Consider the following 23,297-nt stretch of genomic DNA (forward strand, 5'->3'; position numbering starts at 1 on the left):
ACTTGGCAACGATGCGGAGACGTATCAATTCGCGCCGACCGACGCAATGCAGCGCATTGCGACGACCACCGGACCCTCGACAAAACCGAATGCGGCTGCAACAGTGGGCGCAAGTTCAAGAACGGAGAATACGATGACACGCAATCGCGATCAGGCTGCCGCGACGGACGACGAGGCGGTGGCAAGAAAAGTCGAGGCCTTTCGCCTCGCCCAGATCGCGGCCGATCCGAAGGCGCTCAGCGCGCTGTGCTCGGAGGATTTGAGCTACAGCCATTCCAACGGCTTCCTCGAGGACAAGGCAGCCTTCGTCGCCAACGCCACCGACGGCAAGACGAAATTCCTGTCGATTACGTACAAGGATCCGACCATCAAGATCGTCGGCCCCGCCGCGATCGTGCGCTTCCACTGGATGGCCGAGATGATGACCGACGGCAAGAAGCTGGCAAACAGCCTTCACATCCTGATGAACTGGCAGAAGCAGAGCGATGAGTGGAAGCTGTTGTCGCGCTCCGCAACGAAGTTGTGATCGACGATGTCGTTCGGGACGCGCCAACGGCGCGGGCCCGGCATCCATTGGTCGGCAATTTTTGCCGCAGGCTCGATTCGGGGTTCGCGCTGCGCGCGCCCCGGAATGACGGGCGGGCGAACTACGCCGCCTCCTTCACATCGCCATCCAGCAACCTGCGCGCGGCGCGCTCGGCTTCGCGGGCGTTGCGGAAGAGCTGGCCTTCGAGCCGATTGAACTGGTGGGACGAGGCGAAGAAGCAGTAGCCTCCGTGGCCGCGAACGACGATACCCGCGGTTTCTGAATTCACTTCGATGATGTAGCTGTCCGGCATGGCCCGTGGATTCCTCAGTGCGGGCAAATAACGGCATCTCCGCCCAAAGGTTCCTAGGGCCAATCAGCCGGTTTCCACCCCGAATCGACGAGCCATTGAGTACGCCGGGACCTCATCCGTTTTGTGACCCGTTCTTGGCAAAGAAGCGACGCGATGACGCGACGGCGCCGCGTTTCCCCCGCCAGCAAGTTTTCGTGAGAAGGGACCGTTCGCCGCGCGCGGTTACGTCACGATCGGCGGATCGATTCGCTGGATTGCCTGCGGATGGCCAATGTCGTCGATCGAGACATAGGTGAAATTGCCGTCGGTCACGAGGATCGGTTGCACCTCGCGCCGCCGCAGCGCCCAGGCTTCGAGATGGACGGTGAGCGAGGTGCGCCCGACGCGCACGAGGTTGGCGTACACCGAGACGAGATCGCCGACATACACCGCTTTTCGAAAGTTCATCGCATCGATCGCGACCGTGACGGTACGCGACTTCGCGACTTTCGAGGCGAACACGCCGCCGCCGACGTCCATCTGGCTGAGCAGCCAACCGCCGAAGATGTCGCCATTGGCATTGGTGTCGGCAGGCATCGCCAGCGTGCGGATGCAGAGATCGCCGCTCGGTTCGGTGTCGGACTTCTCGGTCATGCGTCGCTCATTTGAAATTGTCCCAGCCCGGGTCGGGCGCGAAGCGTCCGCCGAATCGTTCGGCCAGCGTACGCAGGGTGGATACGACATTCTCCACCCCCCGTGTGCGTGCATAGTTCAGCGGGCCACCGCGGAACGGTGCATAACCCGTGCCGAAGATCATCGCCCCGTCGACCGTATCAGGATTGTCGACGATGCCCTCGCGAAGGGCGGCGACGCAGACATTTGACATCGGCAGCACCAGGCGGTCGATCATCTGATCGGTGACGCGGGGACCGGTCTCGGGCAACGGCGCCTTCTCCGCCTTGCCGTCCTTCCAGGTGTAGAAACCCTTGCCGGACTTGCGGCCGAGTTCGCCCTTGGCGACCTTCTCGCGCAGCCAGGCGGGCGTCGGCGGCAGGAGATCACCGAACTTTGCGCGCAGCATGTCGCCGACGTCGAGACAGATGTCGAGCCCGACCTGGTCGGCAAGCTCGATCGGCCCCATCGGCATGCCGAACTGCTCGGCCGCGGCGTCGATCAGGCGCTGGTCGGTCTTTTCGTCCAGCATCACCATGGCTTCGAGCATATAGGGGGTCAGCGCGCGGTTGACGAGGAAGCCGGGCGAGCTCCTCACGGAGAGCGGCAGGCGGTCGATCGCGCCGACGAAAGCGAGCACCTCCTTCAGCACCTGTGCGTCGTTTCCGTCATGGCTGACGACCTCGACCAGTTGCAGCCGCGATACCGGATTGAAGAAATGCAGGCCGACGAGCCGCTCGGGACGCGCCAGCGTGGTGCGCAGGTCCTGGAGCGGAATGCTCGAGGTGTTGGTCGCAAGGATCGCGCCCGGCTTCATCCTGGGCTCGAGGCTGGCATAGACCTTCTGCTTGAGCTCCAGCTTCTCAGGCACCGCCTCGATGATGAGATCGGCGTTGCGCACGCCCTCCCCGTCCAAGTCGGGGATCAGGCGGTCGAGCGCGTCGCGCACCTCGGTCGGCTTGCGGATGATCTTGCCGTAGAGCTCGGCGGCGCGCTTCACTGCAGCCGCGATCGGCTCGGCCTTCATGTCGGCGAGCGAGACGCGCAGTCCCTGCCCGGCGACCCAAGCCGCGATGTCGCCGCCCATGGCGCCGGCGCCGATGACGTGAACATGCTTGACCGTGTTGCCACTGCCGGCCGCCTTCTTCATCTGCTCGCGCAGGAAGAACACGCGGATCAAATTCTGCGCGGTCGGCGTCACCATCAATTTGGCGAAAGACGCCTGCTCCGCCTTCAGCATCGCGGCCTTGCTGCCGCCATGAGTCTCCCAGAGATCGATCAGCGCGTAGGGCGCCGGATAATGCTCGCGGGGCGCGGCCTTCGCCGCCTCCGCGCGCATGCGTTTGGCGAGCAGCCCGCGCACGGGGCCGAGATTGGCCCCGCGGGTGAGAAGCCCGGGCTTTGCCCGCTTAAGCCGGCCGAACAACACGTCCTTCACGGCGCCCCGGACGTGGCGCTCCTGCGTCACGCTGTCGACGAGGCCGAGCGCCTTGGCGCGGCGGGCGTCGATGGTGCGGCCGGTCAGCATCAGCGCCATCGACTGGGTCGGATTGACCAGCGCGGTGAACCGCGCGGTGCCGCCGAGACCGGGATGCAGGCCCAGCATCACCTCAGGAAAGCCGAAGCGCGCGCCGTCGATGGCGATGCGTGACTGGCAAGCGAGCGCGACCTCGAGCCCGCCGCCGAGGCAGAAGCCGTGGATCACTGCCACCGTCGGCAGCTTGAGCGCTTCCAGATGGTCCACCACCGCATGCGCGGCGCGGATGCGGGTTTCGACCATCTCAGGATCGGTGGCGCCGCGGAATTCGTTGACGTCGGCGCCGGCAATGAAGCCGGACGGTTTTGCCGAGCGGATGACGAGGCCTGCAGGTCGCTCGGTCTCGATCGCGGCGAGCACAGCGTCGAACTCCTCCATCACATCGGCGGACAGCGTATTGGCGCTGGAATCGGCACGATCGAACAGCAGCCAGGCGACGCCGTCGGCATCACGCGTCAGCTTGAAGTGCTTGTAGGGGCCGTCGGCCGACGGTTGGGGCCCGAGCGAGAGCACGCGGTCGCCGAGCGCGGTCATTATCTTGGAATCCATGGTCACACCGCCTCGATCAGCATGGCGCCGCCGAGCCCGCCGCCGATGCACTCGGTGGCAATTCCGCGCCGCGTGCCGAGCCGCTTCATCGCATTGACGAGATGCAGCACGATACGGTTGCCCGAGGTGCCGACGGGATGGCCGAGCGAGATGGCCCCACCATCGACATTGAGCTTGCCACGATCGATCTCGCCAGCCGCGCCATCAAGCCGCAAAATCTCGCGACAGAACTTCTCGTCGTTCCAGGCGGCGAGACAGCCGAGCACTTGAGTCGCAAAGGCCTCATTCAATTCCCAGGTCTCGACGTCCTGGAGGGTGAGGTTGTTGCGGGTCAGGAGCGGCGTGGCCGACATCACGGGGCCGAGCCCCATGATGCTTGGATCGAGCGCAGCCCAGTTGCTGTCGACGATCGCAGCCTTGGGCGTCAGCTTGTGCTTTGCCACCGCGGCATCGGAGGCGAGGATCACCCAGGAGGCGCCGTCTGTGATTTGCGAGGAATTGCCGGCGGTGACCTGTCCCCACGGGCGCTCGAACACCGGCCGGAGCTTTGCCAGCGTCTCGGCCGTGGAGTCCGGACGCACGCCGTCGTCGTGGTCGAAGAATTTGCCGTCGCGGGAGAACGCGGTCTCGACCTCGCCTTTCAGAAAACCTTCAGCCTGCGCATGCGCGAGGCGGCGATGGCTCTCTGCGGCATAGGCGTCGGACTGGGCGCGGGTGATGCCGAAAAGATGGCCGACGACCTCGGCGGTCTGACCCATGTTGAGTTCGGTGATCGGATCGGTCAGCCCGCGCTCGAGGCCGATGATCGGCTTGAGATAGCGCGGGCGCAGCTTGAACGCGGCGGCAAGCTTCGCGGCCACGCCCTTGGCGGCGGCAAGGCCAGCGAACCAGCGCACGCCGGAATTCGGCCAGACCAGCGGTGCGTGGCTCAGCGCCTCGGTGCCGCCGGCGAGAATCATGTCGGCATGGCCTTCGCGGATGTAGCGGTAGGCGGTGTCGATCGACTGCATGCCGGAGCCGCAATTGATCTGCACGGTGAAGGCCACCATGTCCTCGCCCATGCCGAGCCGGAGCGCAGCGACGCGGGCCGGGTTCATCTCGTCCGCGATCACGTTGACGCAGCCGAGGATGACCTGGTCGAAATCAGCCGGAGAGAAGGGTTGGCGTGCCAGCAGCGGCCGACCGCACTGCACCGCGAGATCGACCGGCGTGAACGGACCCGGCCCCGAGCGCGCCTTCAAGAACGGCGTCCGACTGCCGTCGACGATGAATACCGGTCGTGCCATCAGCTCGCCGCCCTCTGTTCACCGAGTTCCTGGAAGAACTGATGCACGTCGCCGGGTTTCTTGTAAATCGGCGACAGCGCCTCCGGCGCAAAATCGTCGACCTCGATGACTTTTGTGAGGGCTTCGTGAGCCGCGGCAAGCTGCTCGCCTTCGGCCTGCGTGATCACGCCCTTGGCGACGGCGTCCTTCCAATCGCGGATATGCGCCGCGCGCACGCGCTTGGCGATGGCGTCGGTGCTCGTCACCAGCTTGAACGCGCGCTCCAGCCGGGAGAAGCCGCTATCGTCATCGACGTGGGCCAGATCCGGCGTGAGGCGTTCGCGTGCCGCCGTGGGCTCCAGCACGAGGCCTGCACATTGGTGCACGACGCGGTCAGAGGGCCCGAGGACGCGAGCGCCGAAGGGCTGCACCACGAGCTTGAGGATCAGCGCGACGAAGCGGTTCGGCAGACTGGCGAGGATTTCGGCCAGCCTGATCTCGATGGTCCTGAAGCCGGTCGCCATGCACCATTCCAGCGCGGCAAAATCTTCTTTCTGCCTTCCCTCGTCCTGCCATCGCTTCAGCGCGGCCGAGAGCAAGTACAGTTCCGAAAGGATGTCGCCGAAGCGCGCCGACAGCATCTCCTTGCGCTTGAGCGCGCCGCCGAGCGTGAGCAGCGCCATGTCGGCGCAGAGCGCAAACGCGGCGGAGTAGCGCGAGAGCTGGCGGTAGAACGGCGTGGCATCGCCCGCATCGGGCGCAAGCGCGAAGGCACCAAAGGTCCAGCTTCGGCCGAAGGCACGGAACAGCGTCTGAAAGCTGTGGCCGACGTGCTTCCAGAACGCCTTGTCGAACGCGGCGAGTCCGCGCTCGCGGTCCGCGTCGGCCAGCGCATTCATCTCGTCCAGCAGGTAGGGATGCGCGCGGATGGCGCCCTGCCCGAACACGATGAGATTGCGGGTCAGGATGTTGGCGCCCTCGACCGTGATGCCGACGGGCACGGCGCGGTGGAGATTGCCGATGTAGTTTTGCGGACCGTCGATCACCGCCTTGCCGCCGTGGATGTCCATGGCATCGTCGATCGCGATACGCATCCGCTCGGTCGCGTGCAGCTTCATGATGCCGGAGATCACGGCCGGATGGACGCCCGCGTTCAGCGCAGCGCAGGTGAGCCGGCGCGCTGCGTCGAGCTGGTAGGCAGTGGCGACGATGCGCGCGAGCGGCTCCTCGACGCCCTCGAACTTGGAGATGGAGATGCCGAACTGCTCGCGGATACGGGCATAAGCACCGGTGGTGCGCGCCGCGTAGGCGGCACCGGCCGCGGAAAGCGACGGCAGCGAGATGCCGCGGCCGGCGGCGAGCGCCGTCATCAGCATCTTCCAGCCTTGACCAAGCCGCTCCTTGCCGCCGATGACATAGTCGAGCGGGATGAAGACGTCGCGGCCCCAGTTCGGGCCGTTCTGGAAAACCTGCATCGACGGCAGATGGCGATGGCCTATCTCGACGCCGGGCAGGTTGGTCGGGATCAACGCGACCGTAATACCGAGCTCGTCCTGATCGCCGACGAGATGGTCGGGGTCATAAGCCTTGAACGCAAGGCCCAGCAACGTCGCGACGGGTCCCAGCGTGATGTAGCGCTTGTGCCAGTTGAGCCTGAGGCCCGTGACCTCGCGACCCTCGAACACGCCCTTGCAGATGATTCCGGTGTCGACCATCGAGGCAGCGTCGGAGCCGGCCTCGGGGCTGGTGAGGCCGAAGCAGGGAATGTCGCGGCCGTCGGCAAGCCGTGGCAGCCAGCGCTCCTGCTGCTCTTTCGTTCCGAAGCGCAGAAGGAGCTCGCCGGGCCCAAGGGAGTTGGGCACCATCACGGTGACGGCGGCCGCGATCGAGCGGGTCGAAATCTTGCGCACGACCTCCGAATGGGCATAGGGCGAGAAGCCGAGGCCGCCAAACTCCTTCGGGATGATCATGCCGAAGAATTTTTCGCGCTTGACGAAGGCCCACGCCTCCTGCGGCAGGTCGCGCCATTCCCAGAAGATCTTCCACTCGTCGAGCATGACACAGAGCTCGTCGACCGGTCCGTTGAGGAAAGCCTGCTCCTCGCCGGTCAATTTCGCCTGCGGCGTCTTCAGCAGCTTCGACCAGTCAGGGTTGCCGGTGAATAGATCGGCGTCCCACCAGACGTCGCCGGCCTCCAGCGCCTCGCGTTCGGTGTCGGACATTGCCGGCAGCACGCCGCGCGCCCAGGAGAAGATCGGCTTGGTGATGGTGTCGCGGCGAAAGCTCATGGCGGACCTCATGCAACGGCGCGGTGACGGGTCATTTTAGCGGAAAGTGGCCGGGGTGGGTGAAGACTTCGCCCGCACAATCGTGCGAATTGGCGCGACCGGGCGGCCGCCCCCCGGAGGCGATAACGGCCGGGCGTGGGTGCAGTTCCGGGAGGGGGCAGTGAGATGCCCCTACACCGTCATTCCGGCGCGACGCGTAGCGTCGAGCCCGGGATCCATAGCCACGATCGTGAGTATGGACTCCGGGCTCGCGCCTGTCGGCGCGCCCCGGAATGACGGAGTGGAGAGAGGCCCGGCCTAGTCCGGCCGGACCATCTCGAACATGTTTTCCGGCTTGATCTCGAAATAATCGCCGCGGCGGCCGGCGCGCACGATCGGGCGGGCGGCGGCGGTTTGGTAGACGCCGTCCTTGATCATGGCCTTGTCGATGTGGACGGCGACGACCTCGCCCAGCGTCAGCCAGGCATCGGCCTCCTTGCCATTGGCGCCCTTGAGGCGGACGATATCCGACACCCTGCACTCGAAGGCGACGGGGCTCTCGCCAACGCGCGGCACGTTGACGAGCTTGCCGGGGACTGCGGTGAGGCCTGCGATCTCGAACTCGTCGACTTCAGGGGCGACATGCGCGGCGGTCGCGTTCATTTGCTTGGCGAGGTCCATGGTGGCCAGATTCCACACGAACTCGCCGGTCTGCTTGATGTTCGAGACCGTGTCCTTCCAGTTGGTGGAGGAGAAGCCGATGATCGGCGGGACGTAGCAGAACGCGTTGAAGAAGCTGTAGGGCGCGAGGTTGACGTGGCCCTTGGTGTCACGCGAGGAGATCCAGCCGATCGGCCGCGGCGCGATGATGGCGTTGAAGGGATCGTGCTTGAGGCCGTGGCCCTTGGCGGGCTCGTAGAAGTACAGATCCTTCTCGGTCACGCGCTGCTTCTCCGCTATCCCGCCAGTCCGGGCCATGCGAAGCAGCTTATAGGGCAAACGCCCTGCCCCGTCAGTGGCGCGGCGACAGACCGGCGATGACGAAATCGATCATCTGGTCGATGGTCGGGCCCGGCTTGGTGGCGCACTGGGCGATCATCTGGGGGTGGAAGAAGCGCATCATGGCGGTACAGGCGCAGAGCGAGGCCAGTTGCAGGTCCGGCGCCTCGAACTCGCCGGAAACAGCACCTTGCGCGATCATCTGTCCGACAAATCCGGCGATGCACTCCATGTGGTTGACACAGACGTCCCAATCCTCCTGCATCGCGATCTCAACCATCTCATGCAGCTTGTTGTCCCCGACATAACGCTCGGTGTTCATGCGATGGATGGTGGTGAGCAACTCGCGAAAGCGCTCGAGCACGGGACCGGGCCGCGCCACGATCCGCTGCGCCTCGAGCTCGACCTCGCCCATCAGCGAACGCGCCACCGCCTGATGGATCGCCTTCTTCGATTCGAAGAAGCGATAGACGTTGGCGGGGCTCATCCGGAGCTCTTTGGCAATGTCCCCGACCGTGGTCTTCTGGTAGCCGATCTGGCGGAACAGCCGCTCGGCCACCTCGAGAATACGACCCCGGGTGTCGCCTTCGATATGTTCCGCAACCAGTGTCATGTGTCAGGACTCGTCCGTCGTTAGTCTTCTCATTTATTCAGCCGCTTCAGCAAGCGGAATTGCGTGCTGGTCATCGCTCCCATGCTGCGGCGCGGCAGGCTGTTCCGGCGTACCGGCTTCGTCGAGGCTCTTCCTGAACCAAAGCGCATAGAGGCCCGGCAGGTAAAGGAGTGTGAGGAAGGTCGCGACGAACAGGCCGCCCATGATGGTGATCGCCATCGGGCCCCAGAAGGCCGAGCGCGACAGCGGGATCATGGCTAGGATGGCGGCGAGCGCCGTCAGCACCACCGGACGGGCGCGGCGGACGGTAGCCTCCACGATCGCCTCCCGGCGGGTCAAGCCGTGAGATACGTCGGTCTCGATCTGGTCCACCAGGATGACCGTGTTGCGCATGATCATGCCGGCGAGTGCGATCAGACCCAGCAGCGCCACGAAGCCGAATGGGGCGTTGGCGACGTTGAGACCGAAGGAGGCACCGACGATGCCGAGCGGTGCGGTCAGGAACACCAGGAACAGGCGCGAGAAGCTCTGCAGCTGGATCATCAGCAGCGTCAGCATCACCATGACCATCACCGGGAAGAGGACGAAGATCGAGGCATTGCCCTTGGCCGATTCTTCGAACGCGCCACCCGGCTCGATGCGGTAGGCCGGCTCGAGGTAGTCCTTGATCTGCTGGAGCTTCGGCGTGATCTGGTTGGTCACGTCGGGCGCCTGCACGCCATCGACCACGTCGGAGCGCACGGTGATCGCCATGTCGCGGTTGCGCCGCCACATGATCGGCTCTTCGTGCGAATATTCGATCCTGGCGATCTGCTGGAGCGGCACCGCGACGCCGTTCTTCGAGGTGATGGTGAGATCGCCGACGCCGCCGAGGTCGAGACGTTCGGACGGGATCGCGCGGGCGACCACGGCGACCTTCTCGATGCCGTCGCGCACCGTCGTGACCTGCGCGCCGGAGATCAGCATCGACAGCGCCTGCGACACGTCCTGCGGGGTCAGCCCCATGGCGCGAGCGCGATCCTGATCGACGACGAGCTTGAGGTAAGGCGACTGCTCATTCCAGTCGAGCTGGACGTCCTTGACGTTCTTGTTCTGCCGCATGACGTCGCGAACCTGGTAGGCGATCTCGCGCACCTTGTTGGCGTCCGGGCCGATCACGCGGAACTGGACGGGAAAGCCGACCGGCGGACCGAAATTGAAACGGTCGACGCGGACGCGCGCCTCAGTCAGCATTCCGTCGGCAACGGCGCCCTCGATCTTGGCCTTGACCCGCTCGCGCGCCTCGACGCCCTTGGCGACGATGACGATCTCGGCGAACGACTCGTTTGGAAGCTGCGGATTGAGGCCGAGCCAGAAGCGCGGCGAGCCCTGGCCGACATAGGACGTATAGGTCTCGATGTCCTTGTCGTCCTTCAGCAACGTTTCGGCCTTCTCCACGGCCTTCTCGGTCACGTTGAAGGCGGTGCCCTCGGGCAGGCGCAGCTGCAGGAACAGCTCGGGCCGCTCCGACAGCGGGAAGAACTGCTGTTGGACATGGCCGAAGCCGACGATGGAGGCGATGAAGACGCCGACGGTCGCGACGACGACGGTGATGCGGTGATTGACGCACCATTGCACGATGGCGCGCAGGCCGCGGTACATGCGGGTCTCGTAGACCGCATGCGGATCGTGGTTGTGGTGGACTTTGATCTCCGGCAGCAGCTTCACGCCGATATAGGGCGTGAAGATCACCGCCACGAACCAGGAAGCGACCAGCGCGATCGCCACGATCCAGAAGATGCTGCCGGCATATTCGCCGACCGCCGAATTGGCAAAGCCGATGGGGAGGAAGCCAGCGGCCGTGACCAGCGTTCCCGTGAGCATCGGAAACGCCGTCGATTCCCAGGCGAAGGAGGCCGCGCGCATGCGGTCCCAACCCTGCTCCATCTTCACAACCATCATCTCGACCGCGATGATGGCATCATCCACGAGCAGTCCGAGCGCGATGATCAGGGCGCCGAGCGTGATGCGATGCAGGTCGAGCGACATCGTGTTCATCACGATGAAGACGATGCCGAGCACAAGCGGCACGGAGAGCGCGACCACGATACCGGTGCGCCAGCCCAACGCCAGGAACGAGACGAACAGCACGATGACCAGCGCTTCCATGAAGGAGTGCACGAACTCGCCGACGGCGTGCTCGACCACCTTGGGCTGATCGGCAATCATCGAAACATCGATACCTTGGGGCACCGCCTTCATGAACTCCGCAGTCGCCTTCTCGACGTCCTTGCCGAGCTCGAGGATGTTGGCGCCCTTGGCGGTGACGACGCCGATGCCGATCGCAGCCTTGCCTTCCTGGCGGACGACGAAGCTCGGCGGATCGACGTAGCCGTGAGTGACGGTGGCGATGTCACCGAGGCGGAACACGCGACCGTTGCTTTCGACCGGCGTCTCGGCCACGGCCTTGGCGCCGTCGAGCGCGCCGGTGACGCGCAACGGCACGCGCTGCGCCGAGGTCTCGACCGTCCCGGCCGGCGTCACGTTGTTCTGCTTGGCGAGCGAATCGAACAACGCCTGCGGCGTGATGCCGAGCGTGGCGAGCTTGGCGTGGCTGAACTCGACGAAGATGCGCTCGTCCTGGTTGCCGTACATGTCGACCTTGGTGACACCTGGCACCTTCAGGAGGCGCTGGCGAAGACCTTCGGCGACCTTCTTGAGCTGGGCGTAATCGGCGCCGTCGCCGGTCATCATGTAGAGGATGGAATCGACGTCGGAGAATTCATCGTTGACGACGGGGCCCAGAATACCCGAGGGCAGCTGGCCCTGCACGTCGACCAGCTTCTTGCGCAAGAGATAGAAGAGATACGGCACGTCCTTCGGCGGCGTGGAATCGCGGAAGGTGACCTGGAGCGCGGTGAAGCCGGGCTTGGAATAGGTCTGCACCTTCTCGAAATAGGGCAGCTCCTGGATCTTCTTCTCGATGGGATCGGCGACCTGCGCCTGCATCTCTTGTGCGGTCGCGCCGGGCCACAGCACGGAGACGTTCACCACTTTCACGGTGAAGAACGGATCTTCGGCGCGGCCGAGCTTCTGATAGGAGAAGAAGCCGGCGACGCCGAGCATGAGCATCAGGAACAGGACCAGCGTCGGATGGCTGACGGCCCAGGCCGAAAGGTTGAAGCGCTTCATCGCACTCTCCGGAAAATCGATCCAATTGCCAAAACGACAGCCGCTCTGTTCAAACCGTCGTCGCGAGGCAGCGAAGCAATCCAGGGGGCTGGGCAGGTTCTGGATCGCTTCGCCGCTTCAGCCTTCGCGTAGGGGCAAAGGCCGAAACTCACCTCACACGACGTAACTCGTGGAAAACTCAAAACTCAGAAGGACAGCGACGACACGACCCGCACCTTCTGGCCGGGATCGAGCTTCTGCACGCCGAGGGCGACGATCTTGGCGCCCTCGTCGACACCGCTCGTGATGACGACGTCGTTGCTGTCGTAGGACTTCACGACGACAGGCTTCAGCGTGACCGCGCCATTGTCGTCGACGACATAGAAGGACGGCTTGCCGCCCTCGTTGAACAGCGCCGACAGCGGCAGCCGCGCGACGCGCTCGGTGGCGGCGTCCGACAGGGTCAGCGTCGCGGTCATGCCGAGCGCGACCTTGTCGTCGGCCTCGGGCAGCGAGAACTTTGCGAGATAGGTGCGCGTGGCGGGATCGGCGGCCGGTGCGATCTCGCGCAGCTTCGCGACGTACTTCTTGTCCGGCTCCGACCAAAGAGTGACGCTGGCAACGCCCGACTTGGCGCGTCCAACCAGCGTCTCAGGGATCGCGACGACCGCTTCCTTTTCAGCAAAGCGGGCGACACGGATCGAAGCCTGGCCTGCGGCGACCACCTGGCCGGGCTCGATCAGCGTTGCGGTGACGACGCCACGGGCGTCGGCAACGAGCGTCGCGTAGGAAAGGGAGTTCTTGGTCAGTTCGACCGAGCGGACGGCACGATCGAGGCGCGCGCGGGCCTCGTCGGCGGCGGCGCGGCTCGAATCCATCGCGGCATCCGTGGTCCAGCCCTTGGCCTTCAGTTCCTTGGCGCGCTGCTCGGCGGCGGCGGCCTGGGCCAGCACGCCGGTGGCGGCGGTCTGCTCGGCGACGGCCTGCTCGGCCTGAAGCTTCAGGTCGACCTCGTCGAGGGTGGCGAGCGCCTGGCCGACTTCGACGGTCTGGCCGACCTCCACGAGACGCTTGTCGACCTTGCCGGCGACGCGGAAGCCAAGGTCGCTTTCGATGCGGGGCTTGATGCTGCCGACGAAGCTGCGCTCCGGGGTCTCGGCATCATAATGGGCTGACGCGACCAGCACCGGCCGCGGCGGCTCGGCCTTCTGCGCCACGGTTTCGTTGCATCCGGCCAGGGCCGTGGCCATCAGGGCCAGCGACACACCCGCCAAGAGCCTGGAATAGCTGGACAAAACGGACCGAACGAACATCGGAGGACACTCCTGCGTCTGCAATGAGAGGAATGTCGACTAATCACTGATAAAAGTCAATAATCGTCAGTTATCAGGAATGCGTGATCGTTAAGGGCTGGTAAGGATTGGCCAGCCTTTCGAAGAAGGTGCGATTGTAGGGTGGGGAGCGGCACCCGGATCGAGCGCGATGTCCGGGGGCCCATCCAACGATAGAGCGAGTCCTGGATTTCGCCGCGCTCCGTCCAGGCTACGCAAGGACGGCTGTCGTCCTCACCGCCCCTGCTCGACAAACTCGTGCTTGGTCTCGTGGCCGCCGATGAACACCAGGATGCCGGCGAGCAGCGGCAGCACGGCGAGCACCAGAAGGCCCGTCGAGGTCTGCCCCGTCGCTTCCTTGACCCAGCCGATCAGGTAAGGGCCGCCGAAGCCGGCGAGGTTGCCGATCGAGTTGATCAGCGCGATGGCGCCGGCCGCTGCCGTGCCGGAGAGCCAAGAGGTCGGCAAGGTCCAGAAAACGCCGAAGACGCAGAACACGCCAATCGCGGCGAAGGTCAGCGCCACCATCGTCATGGTGGGATCGGTGATGTAGCTGGAGACGGCGAGCGCGACCGCGATCAGGATCATGGGCGCGCCGACATGCATCACGCGCTCGCGCGTGGCGTCCGAATGCCGTGCCCACAGGATCATGGCGATCGTACCAAACACATAGGGGATCGCAGTGACGAAGCCGGTCTGGGCGTTGGTGAGGCCGAACGCCTTGACGATCTGCGGCAGCCAGAACTGCATGCCGTAAAGCGCGCCCACGAAGCCGAAGTAGATCAGGCTCAACATGATCACCTTGGGCGAGGACAGCGCCTCGCCGAGCGTCAGATGCTTCACGGCCTGCTTGGCCGCGATCTCGGCGTCGAGCTTGGCCTTGAGCCAGGTCTTCTGCTCGGCCGAGAGCCAGTCCGCCTTCTCCGGCCTGTCGGTGAGGTAGAACCAGGTGACGACGCCAAGCAGCACCGAGGGAATGCCCTCGAGAACAAACAGCCACTGCCAGCCCCTCAATCCCATCGCGCCGTCGAGCCCGAGCAACAGGCCGGAGATGGGCGCGCCGATCACGGTCGAAACCGGCACGGCAATCGCAAAGGCCGCAAGGAAGCGGGCGCGATATTCGGCCGGATACCAATATGTAAGATAGAGGATGATGCCTGGGAAGAAGCCGGCTTCGGCGACGCCGAGCAGAAAGCGCAGCACGTAGAAACTGGTCACGCCGTTGGTAAGCGCCATGAGGGCCGAGATGATGCCCCAGGTCACCATGATGCGGGCGATCCAGCGGCTCGCGCCGAACTTCTCCAGCGCCAGATTGCTCGGCACCTCGAAGATGAAATAGCCGATGAAGAAGATGCCGGCGCCCCAGGAGAAGATCAGCGGCGTGAACTTCAACTCGGCGTTCATGGTCAACGCGGCGAAGCCGAGATTGACGCGGTCGAGATAGGAGAAGAAGTAGGCCAGCACCAGGAAGGGGATCAGGCGCCAGGAAATGGCGCGGATGGTCGAGGTTTCGATGGCGCTTTTCGCACCGGCGTAACCGGTATAGGTCGTGGTCTGGCTCATATCTTCCCCAGGGTTGTTTCTTTTATGGGCTGAGGGCGGTTTTGGGCATCAAGAGCAAAGAGTCAATGGAAGCCATGCACGGCGCGCAGCCGGTCAACACCAATACGCTGCGGCGGAGATCGATGATCCGCGCCGCGCTGGCGCTGGCCGTAATCGCCTGCGGGCTGTCCCTGCGCTGGTACGGCTTTCCGCTCGGCCTTCCCGCCTTCGCAGTGAAGTACGGCGGCTCGCTGCTCTGGGCGACGATGGTGTTTCTGCTGGTCGGGGCGCTGCTTCCGCGGCTGACGCGGAGCCAGCTTGTGGCCATCGCGATGGTGATCGCTGTCGTGGTCGAGTTTTCGCGGCTGGTGCATACGCCGTGGCTCGATGCTTTCCGGCTGACGACGGCGGGCGCGCTGCTGCTGGGGCGGATCTTCTCGCTGTGGAATGTGGTGGCGTATGCGGTCGGGATTGCGTTCGGCGTATGGATCGATCGGCTGGCCGCGGTGGCGAACACTCACTCTGCAAGCTGAAACCGCTCGAACCGATCGAGTTCGTCCTCGATCTTCTGCTTAAGCTCCCTGCGCCCTGCCGTCTTCTTGCCCTGCCCGAGCCAGGTCCATTTCTGCATCAAGAGCTTTTTGGCCTGCCGGTCGGTCTTGAGGTCGAGCGCGGCCACGATCTCGTCGCCGACCAGCACGGGCAGCGCGAAATAGCCGAGCTTGCGCTTGGCCTTCGGCACATAGGCTTCGAACAGATGGTTGTAGCCGAAGATGAGATTGGTGCGCTTGCGCTGGATGATCAGCGGATCGAACGGCGAGAGGATGTGGACGAGATCGGGCGATACCTCGTGCGGTTCCAGCGTGGCAGGCTGCGCCCAATGCTCCTGCTTGCCGGCGCCCTCGATCGCGACGGGCACGAGTTCGCCGCGGCGGACGCGCGAAGCGATCAGGCTCGCCACCGCCTTCTTGCTGGGGGCATCGAGGTGGCAGATCGAATCGAGGCTGACGACGCCTTGCGAGCGCAGCGCGCGGTCGAGCAGATAGGCCGTGATCTCCCTGGGCGACGCCGGCTTCGGCAGCTTGTCCCAGCCGAAATGCCTGACCATCAGATCGTAGGTCTTGAGCATGCCCTGGCGCGCGCTGATGGTGGCGACGCCAGTGTAAAAGGCAAGCTGAAGCGCCCGCTTCGAGGGTTTCCGGCTCTGCCACAGATGCTCCTTCTCGGAGAGCACGTCGTCCTCGATGTCGCGGATGGTGAGCGGGCCGGCGCGCAGCAGCCGCATCACCTTGCGCGTATCGGCCGGCGTCACCGAGGCGTACCACCTGTGCCCTTCGCGCTTGTGCTCGCGCATCGCCGGCAGGAAGAAGCGAAAATCACCTGAAGGAACGTAGGACAGCGCATGGGTCCAGTATTCGAACACGCTTTTGTCGACGCTCTGGGCATGACGCAGATCGGCGCGACGGTAGGACGGGATGCGGCTGAACAGGATGTGGTGATGGCAGCGCTCGATCACATTGATGGTGTCGATCTGTACGTATCCGAGATGGTCGACCGCCTCGGTGACGGCCTGTGCGCCCTTCCCGAACGGTTCACGCGTGTCGAGCCTTTGGGCGCGCAGCCAGATCTGCCGGGCCAGTGTCGTCGGAAGCGAAAGGGGTTTTGGTGCACGGGACATTGCGAGAGGCAATGTAGCGGGATTCGGGCAAAGCAGAAGCAGAACGAGCGACTGAACAGGGCGAAGAAGAGCCGCGCTGCCATCTGCTGACAGCGCGGTTGGATGGTGAGGCCGGGGCCTACTTCATCATCATGGCCTTTTGCGCCTTCATGTAGTGCATGCAGGCGCCCTTCATCTTGCCCATGCTCATGTCCGTGTTGGCCATGGCCATTTCCTTGTTCATGGCCACCTTGGCGGGGGTGTCGGCCGTGCCGCCCATCATGGCCGCGGATTTCATCATGTTATCGCTGGTGCACGCCATCATCGCGGCGGACGCGGGCGAAACTGAAAGAGCGAACGCGACAAAGGCTGCGGTAGTGAGCAAGGTCTTCATCGAAAAGTCTCCTGAAGTAAAACGAAACCGGCGTCATGCCGGCATTCGCAATTACGTATCCTCAAGCGAGAACGTTTCGCGGGGAAGACAATTTCCTTGCTGCAACGCGAAGCAAAACGGCCTCAGTGGCCGCTCTTCGGCAGCTTGGGCCGGTCGCCGACGCTGCCGGTAGCGATGTCGGGCTCGCAGGAGGCCTTGCCCCGCCCCTCGGCCTGACAGCGATAGACGTTGCCCGTCAGGCGATCGACCAGCCACATATTCTCCTCAGTCGGCGCTTCAAGACCGACATAGCGGGAGGTCAAGCCCGCGATCAGCGTCGAGAGCAGGATCGCCACCGCAATCATCGCCGCGCCGATATAGATGGGCATGGCATTGAGAGACACGGTCCGATCCGGCGGGCCATTACGATAGAACTGATGATCACTTGGCCTCGGCACTGAACGGAACTCGGCTCCCTTCGCCCGTCATGTCTGATGAGGGGTGTTTGCTAGGCGCGCATCTGGCCGAAAGCTTGTTCGCGAGCAGACCATGCCGCGACCGCTTTGCGACGAACGATGTCCGCGCGTTTCAGCAACGTCCCGCCACGATCCGTCAGCGCAAAGGCGGAAGCACAGCAGGTCCTGTTCCGGGCGGGAGGCAGGCTACCCCGGAAGCCCCCGCCCCCAACGTGACGAATATCACATCCGAGCCTTTGAACCTTCCCTATGCTCGCAGCATCAAATCGCCATCAGGCGTTAAAGCGAGGATACGACGATGACCCATTTCACCAAGTCTTTTGGATTAAAGGCGATCACGCTCACGGCCGTGCTGTCGATGACGGCGAGCCTGGCTTTCGCCGGCGACACCAACGTCTCGTCCAGCCAGATCCTGGATGCGTTGAAGCCCAGGCCGACCACCCGTGGTCTCTCCGCCGGTCCCCAGGCCGACCCGACCGCGCAGGCCAAGGAAGCGACGTTCCTCAACACCGTGCGCAACCGGCAGACCCGTTCGCTCTCGATGGGTGAACGTGACCAGATCGCCGAGCTCGCCGCGACCAAGCCGAACATCGACCTGGAGATCCAGTTCGACTACAACTCGGCCGACATCGCCAAGACTTCGGTAGCGTCAGTGCAGGCACTCGGCAAGGCGCTGTCCGACCCGTCGCTCAAGGGCTCGACCTTCGTGGTCGCCGGCCATACCGATGCGATCGGCACGGAAGAGTACAACCAGGGCCTCTCGGAGCGCCGCGCCGACACGATCAAGAAGTACCTGGTGCAGAACTACGGCCTCAACGGCAGCGATCTCGTCACCGTCGGCTATGGCAAGACCAAGCTGAAGGACACCGCCAACGGCGCCGACCCGATCAATCGCCGCGTCCAGGTCGTCAACATGGACACAAAGACTGCATCGAAGTAGTCGTGACGATCGACAAATCGCCTGCCGCTTTCGCGGCGGGCGGTTTTCCCTCGTCAGATCCAGCTCTGGAACAGCATCAGCCGGTTGAAGGTCTGCATCGACGTGCCGATGAAGGCGGCTGAAATGGGCAGCATCACCGCAAAGCCGATGGCGGCGATGCCGACATAAGCCCACAACAGCCAGCGCGGCAGGCCCTCTCGTCGCAACACATAGACCAGCGCGAGCGAAGCCGCCGTTGCGGCCGGCAGATAATAATAGCTGAACCCCAGCGTGCGCGGCAGCAGCGCCCAGGCGAGCCAGGGTCCGAAATAGAACGCTGCGATCAAAAACGCGTCCCAGCGACGCGCGACGATGAAGTCGCGGAGCACCATCAAGAGCGCGAGCAGCGCCGGCCATAGCACCAGGGGATTGCCGAGGAAGACGATCGCCGAGACGTTGTCATCCGAAGTCTTGTCGAACAGAAACCACACGGGACGCGCGAGCAGCGGCCAGGAGGGCCATGAGCTCATATAGGTGTGCCCGGCGATCGCGGTTGTGGTGTTGTCGGCAAAGATCCGGCGCTGCGCCTCGATCAGATCAGGCAACGACACCCCGTAAAGCGGAACGAATGCGGGCAGATAAGCCACGACCGGCAGCAGCACGAAGCAGAGCGCGGCATGATGGGCCTTGAACCCCGGCCAGAGATCGGGCCGGTACCAGTCATCTGGCCTCGCGTCGGCAAACAGCGTGTGCCAGCTTTGCATCAGGCGGGTCATCGCAACGATGACGATGCAGACGCCGAGCGGAAACAGGCCGCTCCATTTGCAGGCGGCGGCAAGGCCGAACAGGCTGCCCGCGAGCGCGAACAGCGCCTGTGGCCGCTCGCGGCGGAAGCCGTGCATGAAGGCGGCGATGGCGAGCAGACCGAAGCCGAGCGCAAAGATGTCGAGCATCGCGATGCGCGCCTGTACATAGAGCATCTGGTTGAACGCCGCGATCAGCGCTGCCGCGATCGCAGGTCCTTGCGAGCCGAACAGCGCGAGGCCGCAGAGATAGATCGCGACGATCGCGAGCGCACCGAACAGTGTCGCCGGATAGCGCCAACCCAACGCATTGTCGCCGAAGGCCGCGATGGATGCCGCGATCAGCTCCTTTGCCAGCGGCGGATGCATCAGATTGAGCATCGGCTGCGACGCCGTGGAGCCCAGCATCTGACGCGCCGCCGGCACGTAATGCACCTCGTCGAAGACGAACTTTTCCGGTGTCACCAGCCCGATCAGCAGCGCGAAATGTGCCGCTAGGAAGATCGCGACAGCGATCACTGCGCTTCGCGACACCATCGGAACCGCCTGTGCTTCACGCGACTGCTGTGAGACTATTTTGCGTGGCAAATCTGCGTCACCGCGGAATAAAACAAAACTCAGCCGATCCATTGAACGCATTCTGCCGCAAGTGTCACTAAGCTAGCGCTCGTCTCACGCCCCTTGTGATAATTCTGCCACAACACGGGCGTGCACGATCCGTACGGCCAGGGACTTCGATCGGTCACGAAATGATTTTGCGTTTTCTGCTTTTCCCCACACTGCTGTCGGTTGCACTGTGCGCTGCGCCTTGCGCGCAAGCCCAGACGCGCGTCGGCGAAGCCGTCCTCGTCCAGAACGAGGTGGTTCGCCTCGCCGCGACCGCGACGCCAATCAATGTCGGCGACAGCATGCTGCGCGACGAGACCGTGCGCACCGGCGCCGACAGCGCGGCGCGCTTCGTGATGGCCGACAGCACCAATCTGTCGCTCGGACCGAACGCGACGCTCAAGCTCGACCGCACGGTCTTCAACGACGAGCACAGCTACCGCGATGTCGCGATCCGCATGACCACCGGCGCCTTCCGCTTCGTTACCGGCCATTCGGAGAAAGCGGCCTACAAGATCACGACCCCGCTCGCGACCATCGGCGTTCGCGGCACGACGCTCGACATCCTGTCGCAGCGCGGTCGCTCGGTCGTCGTGCTTCAGGAGGGCGCGGCCAGCGTCTGCACGCTGAGTTTCCAGTGCGTCCAGCTCACCCAACCGGGCGACACTGCGGTCATCACCTCGACCGGCGGCAAGGTCACCATCGCCAAGACCAGCACGCCGCCGTGGACTTTCGCCGCCAACTGCGCTGCGAATTCGGGGCTTTGCGCCGTGAACCAATATGCCGACGCCTCACCGACCATCACACCTGGCGTCCGTGACGACGACACGCTGTGCGGGCGTTGACGATGGCAAAGCTCGGCTTCAAACGGCTCCTTCTGGCGGTCGCATTGGCCGCAACCACGGCGCTTGCCTTGTTCTCGCTCGATACGCGCTCGGCAGGCGCGGCCAGCTTCTGCGAGTCCGAATGCGGCGAGCCGACACCCTATCCGTCGCCGAACCCGTACCCATCGCCGAGCCCGACCCCGACGGGCGCCGACTCCAGCGGCAGCTCGGCCGGCGGCCTCGCAGGCCAGCGCTTCAACCAGATGATCACCAACCGGGTACTCGGCACCGTGCTGCTTGGCGTCAACGAGCAGGTCAATTGCAGCGACTGCGTCAGCGCATTCGGTTCGGCGGGCTCGTTCTCGGCCGGCATTCATGGCCGCAAGGAGCTGACGTCCAATCTGTCGCTGCTCGCTGGCCTCGCCTACACGCAATACAGCGAGGGCGGCTACCACATCACCAGCGCACCGATCGGCGCCTTCGCGCTGCGCTATGACTTCACCGATTGGGGCTCGTCGCGTCCATTCTTCGACGTCGGCACGATCCTGACGCCGTGGGAGAAGGCGCGCTACACCCGCAACTACGACACCAGCCTCGGCCCGGTGAGCGTGACGAGCTCGACCAATGCGGCGAACTACGCGGTCTATGGCCGCGCCGGCTGGATGAGCCGATTGTCGCCGCGCGACGAGGTCGCGGCCTCGATCGAGGTGTGGCAGCTCTGGCAGCGGGTCTCGGGCTATGCCGACGACACGGTCGCCTTCAATCCGTTCGACGCCAGCATTGCTGATGGCACCGACCGCACCAGCCTGGTCAAGATCGGCGGCCAATGGACCCATCTTTTCGCCGGCAACATCGAGACCAACATCAATGGCGGCTGGGTGCAATCGTTCGCCAGCCACAGCGGCATCGTCGCCACCGTGACCGGCGACGGCACGGTGGTGCCGACGATGGGCAACCAGGGCTGGTTCGAATATGGCGGCCGCCTCGGCTTCCGCGTGCAGAAGGGCTGGGTCGTGGACCTCTTCGCCAACGGCACGCTGGGCCCGCAGCCGGTGGGCAACACGATCCACGGCGGCGTGGGGTTGAGGATCAATTATTAGCGTGGGGTTCGCGCGGAGCCGCGAATTCCGCCGCGATGCCCCGGCTTCGACCGAAGCATCCAGTACGCCGCAGCCTTACGGTTCAACTGCCGTCGTCACGGAGTACCGGATCGCCCGGTCAGGCCGGGCGATGACAGTGCGCAGGTAGCAAGGCCGAAGCCCTCACGCAGCCGACTTGCCCTCGAACGCGCGGCGCAGCACCTCCACATCCAGCTTCACCATCTTCATCATGGCCTGCATCGCGCGGGCGGCGGCAGCCTTGTCCGGGCTCGCGAGGAACTCGAACATGACCTTCGGCACCACCTGCCAGGCCACGCCCCAGCGATCCCTGATCCAGCCGCACTGCTCTTCCCTGCCACCATGGGCCAGGAACGCATTCCACACGCTGTCGACCTGGGCCTGGTCGTCGCAATGGATCATCAGCGAGATCGCGTGCGTGTACTCCATGGTCATGCCACCGTTGAGCGCGACCAGGGGCTGGCCGGCCACCGTGAATTCGACGACCAACACCGAACCTTCCTTGCCCGACGGGCCGTCCGAAACGTTGTGCTGAACGTGCGTGATCTCCGAATTCGGCACGATCGAGACGTAGAACTTGGCGGCTTCCATGGCATCGCCGTTGAACCACATGCAGGGGACGAGCTTGGACATTGCGAATGCTCCTCTTCAGCCTTCGATCAGGCGTGCGCCATGGCGGGCTCGGCGGGGACGGCTGCCATGTCCAGCCAGTTCACGCCCCACATATGACCATCCGGATCTTCGAAGCTGCGGCCATACATGAAGCTGCAGTCGTCGACCGGGCTGGGATCGGCGACCGCGCCGGCAGCCGCGGCCTTGCCGACGATCTCGTCGACCTCGTTCCGGCTATCGGCGGACAGGCAGAACAGCGCCTGGTTCGAGGTCTTTGCATCCGCGATCGGCTTCGGCGTGAACTGACGGAATGTGTCGTGGGTCGTCAGCATCACGTAGATGGTCTCGGACAAGACCATGCAGCTGGCCGTCTCGCCGCTGAATTGCGGGTTCCGGGTTGCGCCGATCGCCTCATAAAAGGCGGTCGCTCGCTTGATGTCCGTCACGGGCAGATTGAGGAAGATCATCCTGGGCATCGGAAGCTCCTTGGGCGAGGTTCTGCCCAAGGACGGATGGCCGAGCCGCCATCCGACACGGCGGCTTCCGAATATTTTTGCGCACGGCCTTGCGAAGTTTGGTCACACCAACCCCCGCGCAGTCGTCAGCCTCATTTCTTCTCGTTCGGATCCCGATGCACCGGATCGATCCACAGCACGGTTTCGGGCTTCTCGACCGGCTCGATATCGAGATTGATCGCGACCGCCTCGCCATCGCTGCGCACCAGCACGCATTCCAGCACCTCGTCGGCGCTGGCGTTGATCTCCTGATGCGGCACGTAGGGCGGCACGAAAATGAAATCACCGGGGCCCGCCTCGGCGGTGAATTGCAGGCTCTCGCCCCAGCGCATCCGCGCCTTGCCCTTCACCACATAGATGACGCTTTCGAGATGGCCGTGGTGATGCGCGCCGGTCTTCGCGTCCGGCCTGATGCTGACGGTGCCCGCCCACAATTTCTGCGCGCCGACGCGCGCGAAATTGATCGCGGCAGCGCGGTCCATGCCGGCCGTCGACGGCACGTTGGTATCGAGCTGGTTGCCGGGAATGACGCGCACGCCGTCATGTTTCCAGCGATCATCGTGATGATCGTGGTCATGGTGGGAATGGCTGTGGTCATGGCCGGTCATGATTCTTGCTTTCTGTTGGTTCCGTGCGCGCGAAACTAACCAA

Annotated in this window: 22 protein-coding genes; 5 read left to right on the forward strand and 17 right to left on the reverse strand. The window is 64.3% G+C overall.

Going from position 1 to position 23,297, the window contains the following annotated elements; all coding sequences use genetic code 11:
* The first annotated feature begins 133 nt into the window (after positions 1-133).
* The gene (locus XH90_RS27420) at positions 134-526 is read left to right on the forward strand and encodes a nuclear transport factor 2 family protein (protein ID WP_194477408.1); all 393 of its coding nucleotides are present in this window, start codon (positions 134-136) and stop codon (positions 524-526) included.
* Between the two features lie 121 nt (positions 527-647).
* Here the strand turns inward: XH90_RS27420 and XH90_RS27425 are convergent, their stop codons facing one another.
* From XH90_RS27425 to XH90_RS27470, 10 genes are all read right to left on the reverse strand, one after another.
* Complete coding sequence (locus XH90_RS27425; RefSeq protein WP_194477409.1) at positions 648-839, reverse strand: hypothetical protein; 192 nt, start codon at positions 837-839, stop codon at positions 648-650.
* Positions 840-1,061: 222 nt separating this feature from the next.
* Positions 1,062-1,472, reverse strand: coding sequence for an acyl-CoA thioesterase (locus XH90_RS27430; protein WP_194477410.1), 411 nt, complete (start codon positions 1,470-1,472; stop codon positions 1,062-1,064).
* Between the two features lie 7 nt (positions 1,473-1,479).
* Positions 1,480-3,576: a 3-hydroxyacyl-CoA dehydrogenase NAD-binding domain-containing protein gene (locus XH90_RS27435; protein ID WP_194477411.1), complete on the reverse strand. Its 2,097-nt coding sequence runs from the start codon at positions 3,574-3,576 to the stop codon at positions 1,480-1,482.
* 2 nt (positions 3,577-3,578) lie between these two features.
* Positions 3,579-4,862 (reverse strand): acetyl-CoA C-acetyltransferase, encoded by a 1,284-nt coding sequence (locus XH90_RS27440; protein WP_194477412.1) that lies wholly within the window; start codon positions 4,860-4,862, stop codon positions 3,579-3,581.
* Positions 4,862-7,129, reverse strand: coding sequence for an acyl-CoA dehydrogenase (locus XH90_RS27445; RefSeq protein WP_194477413.1), 2,268 nt, complete (start codon positions 7,127-7,129; stop codon positions 4,862-4,864). Before XH90_RS27445 ends, XH90_RS27440 begins: the two co-directional genes overlap by 1 nt.
* Positions 7,130-7,426: 297 nt before the next feature.
* Positions 7,427-8,050 (reverse strand): flavin reductase family protein, encoded by a 624-nt coding sequence (locus XH90_RS27450; RefSeq protein WP_194477414.1) that lies wholly within the window; start codon positions 8,048-8,050, stop codon positions 7,427-7,429.
* Between the two features lie 70 nt (positions 8,051-8,120).
* The gene (locus XH90_RS27455) at positions 8,121-8,720 is read right to left on the reverse strand and encodes a TetR/AcrR family transcriptional regulator (protein WP_194477415.1); all 600 of its coding nucleotides are present in this window, start codon (positions 8,718-8,720) and stop codon (positions 8,121-8,123) included.
* 33 nt (positions 8,721-8,753) lie between these two features.
* On the reverse strand, positions 8,754-11,891 hold the full coding sequence (locus XH90_RS27460) for an efflux RND transporter permease subunit (protein ID WP_194477416.1): 3,138 nt from the start codon (positions 11,889-11,891) through the stop codon (positions 8,754-8,756).
* Positions 11,892-12,076: 185 nt separating this feature from the next.
* Positions 12,077-13,183 (reverse strand): efflux RND transporter periplasmic adaptor subunit, encoded by a 1,107-nt coding sequence (locus XH90_RS27465; protein WP_194477417.1) that lies wholly within the window; start codon positions 13,181-13,183, stop codon positions 12,077-12,079.
* Positions 13,184-13,435: 252 nt separating this feature from the next.
* Positions 13,436-14,764 carry an MFS transporter gene (locus XH90_RS27470; protein ID WP_194477418.1) on the reverse strand — a complete coding sequence of 443 codons (1,329 nt, stop codon included), beginning with the start codon at positions 14,762-14,764 and terminating at the stop codon, positions 13,436-13,438.
* Between the two features lie 74 nt (positions 14,765-14,838).
* Between XH90_RS27470 and XH90_RS27475 the strand changes: the two genes are divergently transcribed.
* Positions 14,839-15,276 (forward strand): DUF2809 domain-containing protein, encoded by a 438-nt coding sequence (locus XH90_RS27475; protein ID WP_194482828.1) that lies wholly within the window; start codon positions 14,839-14,841, stop codon positions 15,274-15,276.
* Here XH90_RS27475 and XH90_RS27480 read toward each other — a convergent pair.
* From XH90_RS27480 to XH90_RS27490, 3 genes are all read right to left on the reverse strand, one after another.
* Positions 15,261-16,421: a winged helix-turn-helix domain-containing protein gene (locus XH90_RS27480; RefSeq protein WP_194477419.1), complete on the reverse strand. Its 1,161-nt coding sequence runs from the start codon at positions 16,419-16,421 to the stop codon at positions 15,261-15,263. The two genes, XH90_RS27475 and XH90_RS27480, sit on opposite strands and share 16 nt — an antisense overlap.
* A 118-nt stretch (positions 16,422-16,539) precedes the next feature.
* Positions 16,540-16,794 carry a hypothetical protein gene (locus XH90_RS27485; RefSeq protein WP_194477420.1) on the reverse strand — a complete coding sequence of 85 codons (255 nt, stop codon included), beginning with the start codon at positions 16,792-16,794 and terminating at the stop codon, positions 16,540-16,542.
* A 122-nt stretch (positions 16,795-16,916) separates the two neighbouring features.
* Positions 16,917-17,162, reverse strand: a complete 246-nt coding sequence (locus XH90_RS27490; protein ID WP_194482829.1) for a hypothetical protein — start codon at positions 17,160-17,162, stop codon at positions 16,917-16,919.
* Between the two features lie 385 nt (positions 17,163-17,547).
* Here XH90_RS27490 and XH90_RS27495 point away from each other — a divergent pair, with 385 nt between their 5' ends.
* Positions 17,548-18,189 carry an OmpA family protein gene (locus tag XH90_RS27495; protein WP_194477421.1) on the forward strand — a complete coding sequence of 214 codons (642 nt, stop codon included), beginning with the start codon at positions 17,548-17,550 and terminating at the stop codon, positions 18,187-18,189.
* A gap of 53 nt (positions 18,190-18,242) precedes the next feature.
* On the opposite strand, the gene XH90_RS27500 is transcribed toward XH90_RS27495, so the two are convergent.
* Positions 18,243-19,508 (reverse strand): phospholipid carrier-dependent glycosyltransferase, encoded by a 1,266-nt coding sequence (locus tag XH90_RS27500; protein ID WP_246755602.1) that lies wholly within the window; start codon positions 19,506-19,508, stop codon positions 18,243-18,245.
* Between the two features lie 212 nt (positions 19,509-19,720).
* Here XH90_RS27500 and XH90_RS27505 point away from each other — a divergent pair, with 212 nt between their 5' ends.
* Together XH90_RS27505 and XH90_RS27510 are read left to right on the forward strand one after the other, a co-directional pair.
* On the forward strand, positions 19,721-20,422 hold the full coding sequence (locus XH90_RS27505; RefSeq protein ID WP_194477423.1) for a FecR domain-containing protein: 702 nt from the start codon (positions 19,721-19,723) through the stop codon (positions 20,420-20,422).
* 2 nt (positions 20,423-20,424) lie between these two features.
* Positions 20,425-21,501 (forward strand): hypothetical protein, encoded by a 1,077-nt coding sequence (locus XH90_RS27510; protein WP_194477424.1) that lies wholly within the window; start codon positions 20,425-20,427, stop codon positions 21,499-21,501.
* 162 nt (positions 21,502-21,663) lie between these two features.
* Here the strand turns inward: XH90_RS27510 and XH90_RS27515 are convergent, their stop codons facing one another.
* The 3 genes from XH90_RS27515 to XH90_RS27525 all read right to left on the reverse strand — a co-directional run bounded on the left by XH90_RS27515 (position 21,664) and on the right by XH90_RS27525 (position 23,254).
* On the reverse strand, positions 21,664-22,152 hold the full coding sequence (locus XH90_RS27515; RefSeq protein WP_194477425.1) for a VOC family protein: 489 nt from the start codon (positions 22,150-22,152) through the stop codon (positions 21,664-21,666).
* A 26-nt stretch (positions 22,153-22,178) separates the two neighbouring features.
* Positions 22,179-22,607 carry a VOC family protein gene (locus XH90_RS27520; RefSeq protein ID WP_194477426.1) on the reverse strand — a complete coding sequence of 143 codons (429 nt, stop codon included), beginning with the start codon at positions 22,605-22,607 and terminating at the stop codon, positions 22,179-22,181.
* A gap of 131 nt (positions 22,608-22,738) precedes the next feature.
* Positions 22,739-23,254, reverse strand: coding sequence for a cupin domain-containing protein (locus XH90_RS27525; protein WP_194477427.1), 516 nt, complete (start codon positions 23,252-23,254; stop codon positions 22,739-22,741).
* Positions 23,255-23,297 lie beyond the last annotated feature (43 nt).

This window comes from Bradyrhizobium sp. CCBAU 53338 (genome assembly GCF_015291665.1).
Classification (GTDB): Bacteria; Pseudomonadota; Alphaproteobacteria; order Rhizobiales; family Xanthobacteraceae; genus Bradyrhizobium.

What these genes read in the sequence shown, in the direction of transcription:
- XH90_RS27455 (WP_194477415.1), bottom strand. Translation starts at nt 8,720, where the DNA reads ATGACACTGGTTGCGGAACATATCGAAGGCGACACCCGGGGTCGTATT.
- XH90_RS27520 (WP_194477426.1), bottom strand. Translation starts at nt 22,607, where the DNA reads ATGCCCAGGATGATCTTCCTCAATCTGCCCGTGACGGACATCAAGCGA.
- XH90_RS27490 (WP_194482829.1), bottom strand. Translation starts at nt 17,162, where the DNA reads ATGCCCATCTATATCGGCGCGGCGATGATTGCGGTGGCGATCCTGCTC.
- XH90_RS27465 (WP_194477417.1), bottom strand. Translation starts at nt 13,183, where the DNA reads ATGTTCGTTCGGTCCGTTTTGTCCAGCTATTCCAGGCTCTTGGCGGGT.
- XH90_RS27515 (WP_194477425.1), bottom strand. Translation starts at nt 22,152, where the DNA reads ATGTCCAAGCTCGTCCCCTGCATGTGGTTCAACGGCGATGCCATGGAA.
- XH90_RS27500 (WP_246755602.1), bottom strand. Translation starts at nt 19,508, where the DNA reads ATGGTGTCGCGAAGCGCAGTGATCGCTGTCGCGATCTTCCTAGCGGCA.
- XH90_RS27510 (WP_194477424.1), top strand. Translation starts at nt 20,425, where the DNA reads ATGGCAAAGCTCGGCTTCAAACGGCTCCTTCTGGCGGTCGCATTGGCC.
- XH90_RS27495 (WP_194477421.1), top strand. Translation starts at nt 17,548, where the DNA reads ATGACCCATTTCACCAAGTCTTTTGGATTAAAGGCGATCACGCTCACG.
- XH90_RS27460 (WP_194477416.1), bottom strand. Translation starts at nt 11,891, where the DNA reads ATGAAGCGCTTCAACCTTTCGGCCTGGGCCGTCAGCCATCCGACGCTG.
- XH90_RS27505 (WP_194477423.1), top strand. Translation starts at nt 19,721, where the DNA reads ATGATTTTGCGTTTTCTGCTTTTCCCCACACTGCTGTCGGTTGCACTG.
- XH90_RS27430 (WP_194477410.1), bottom strand. Translation starts at nt 1,472, where the DNA reads ATGACCGAGAAGTCCGACACCGAACCGAGCGGCGATCTCTGCATCCGC.
- XH90_RS27435 (WP_194477411.1), bottom strand. Translation starts at nt 3,576, where the DNA reads ATGGATTCCAAGATAATGACCGCGCTCGGCGACCGCGTGCTCTCGCTC.
- XH90_RS27425 (WP_194477409.1), bottom strand. Translation starts at nt 839, where the DNA reads ATGCCGGACAGCTACATCATCGAAGTGAATTCAGAAACCGCGGGTATC.
- XH90_RS27480 (WP_194477419.1), bottom strand. Translation starts at nt 16,421, where the DNA reads ATGTCCCGTGCACCAAAACCCCTTTCGCTTCCGACGACACTGGCCCGG.
- XH90_RS27485 (WP_194477420.1), bottom strand. Translation starts at nt 16,794, where the DNA reads ATGAAGACCTTGCTCACTACCGCAGCCTTTGTCGCGTTCGCTCTTTCA.
- XH90_RS27475 (WP_194482828.1), top strand. Translation starts at nt 14,839, where the DNA reads ATGCACGGCGCGCAGCCGGTCAACACCAATACGCTGCGGCGGAGATCG.
- XH90_RS27445 (WP_194477413.1), bottom strand. Translation starts at nt 7,129, where the DNA reads ATGAGCTTTCGCCGCGACACCATCACCAAGCCGATCTTCTCCTGGGCG.
- XH90_RS27440 (WP_194477412.1), bottom strand. Translation starts at nt 4,862, where the DNA reads ATGGCACGACCGGTATTCATCGTCGACGGCAGTCGGACGCCGTTCTTG.
- XH90_RS27525 (WP_194477427.1), bottom strand. Translation starts at nt 23,254, where the DNA reads ATGACCGGCCATGACCACAGCCATTCCCACCATGACCACGATCATCAC.
- XH90_RS27470 (WP_194477418.1), bottom strand. Translation starts at nt 14,764, where the DNA reads ATGAGCCAGACCACGACCTATACCGGTTACGCCGGTGCGAAAAGCGCC.
- XH90_RS27420 (WP_194477408.1), top strand. Translation starts at nt 134, where the DNA reads ATGACACGCAATCGCGATCAGGCTGCCGCGACGGACGACGAGGCGGTG.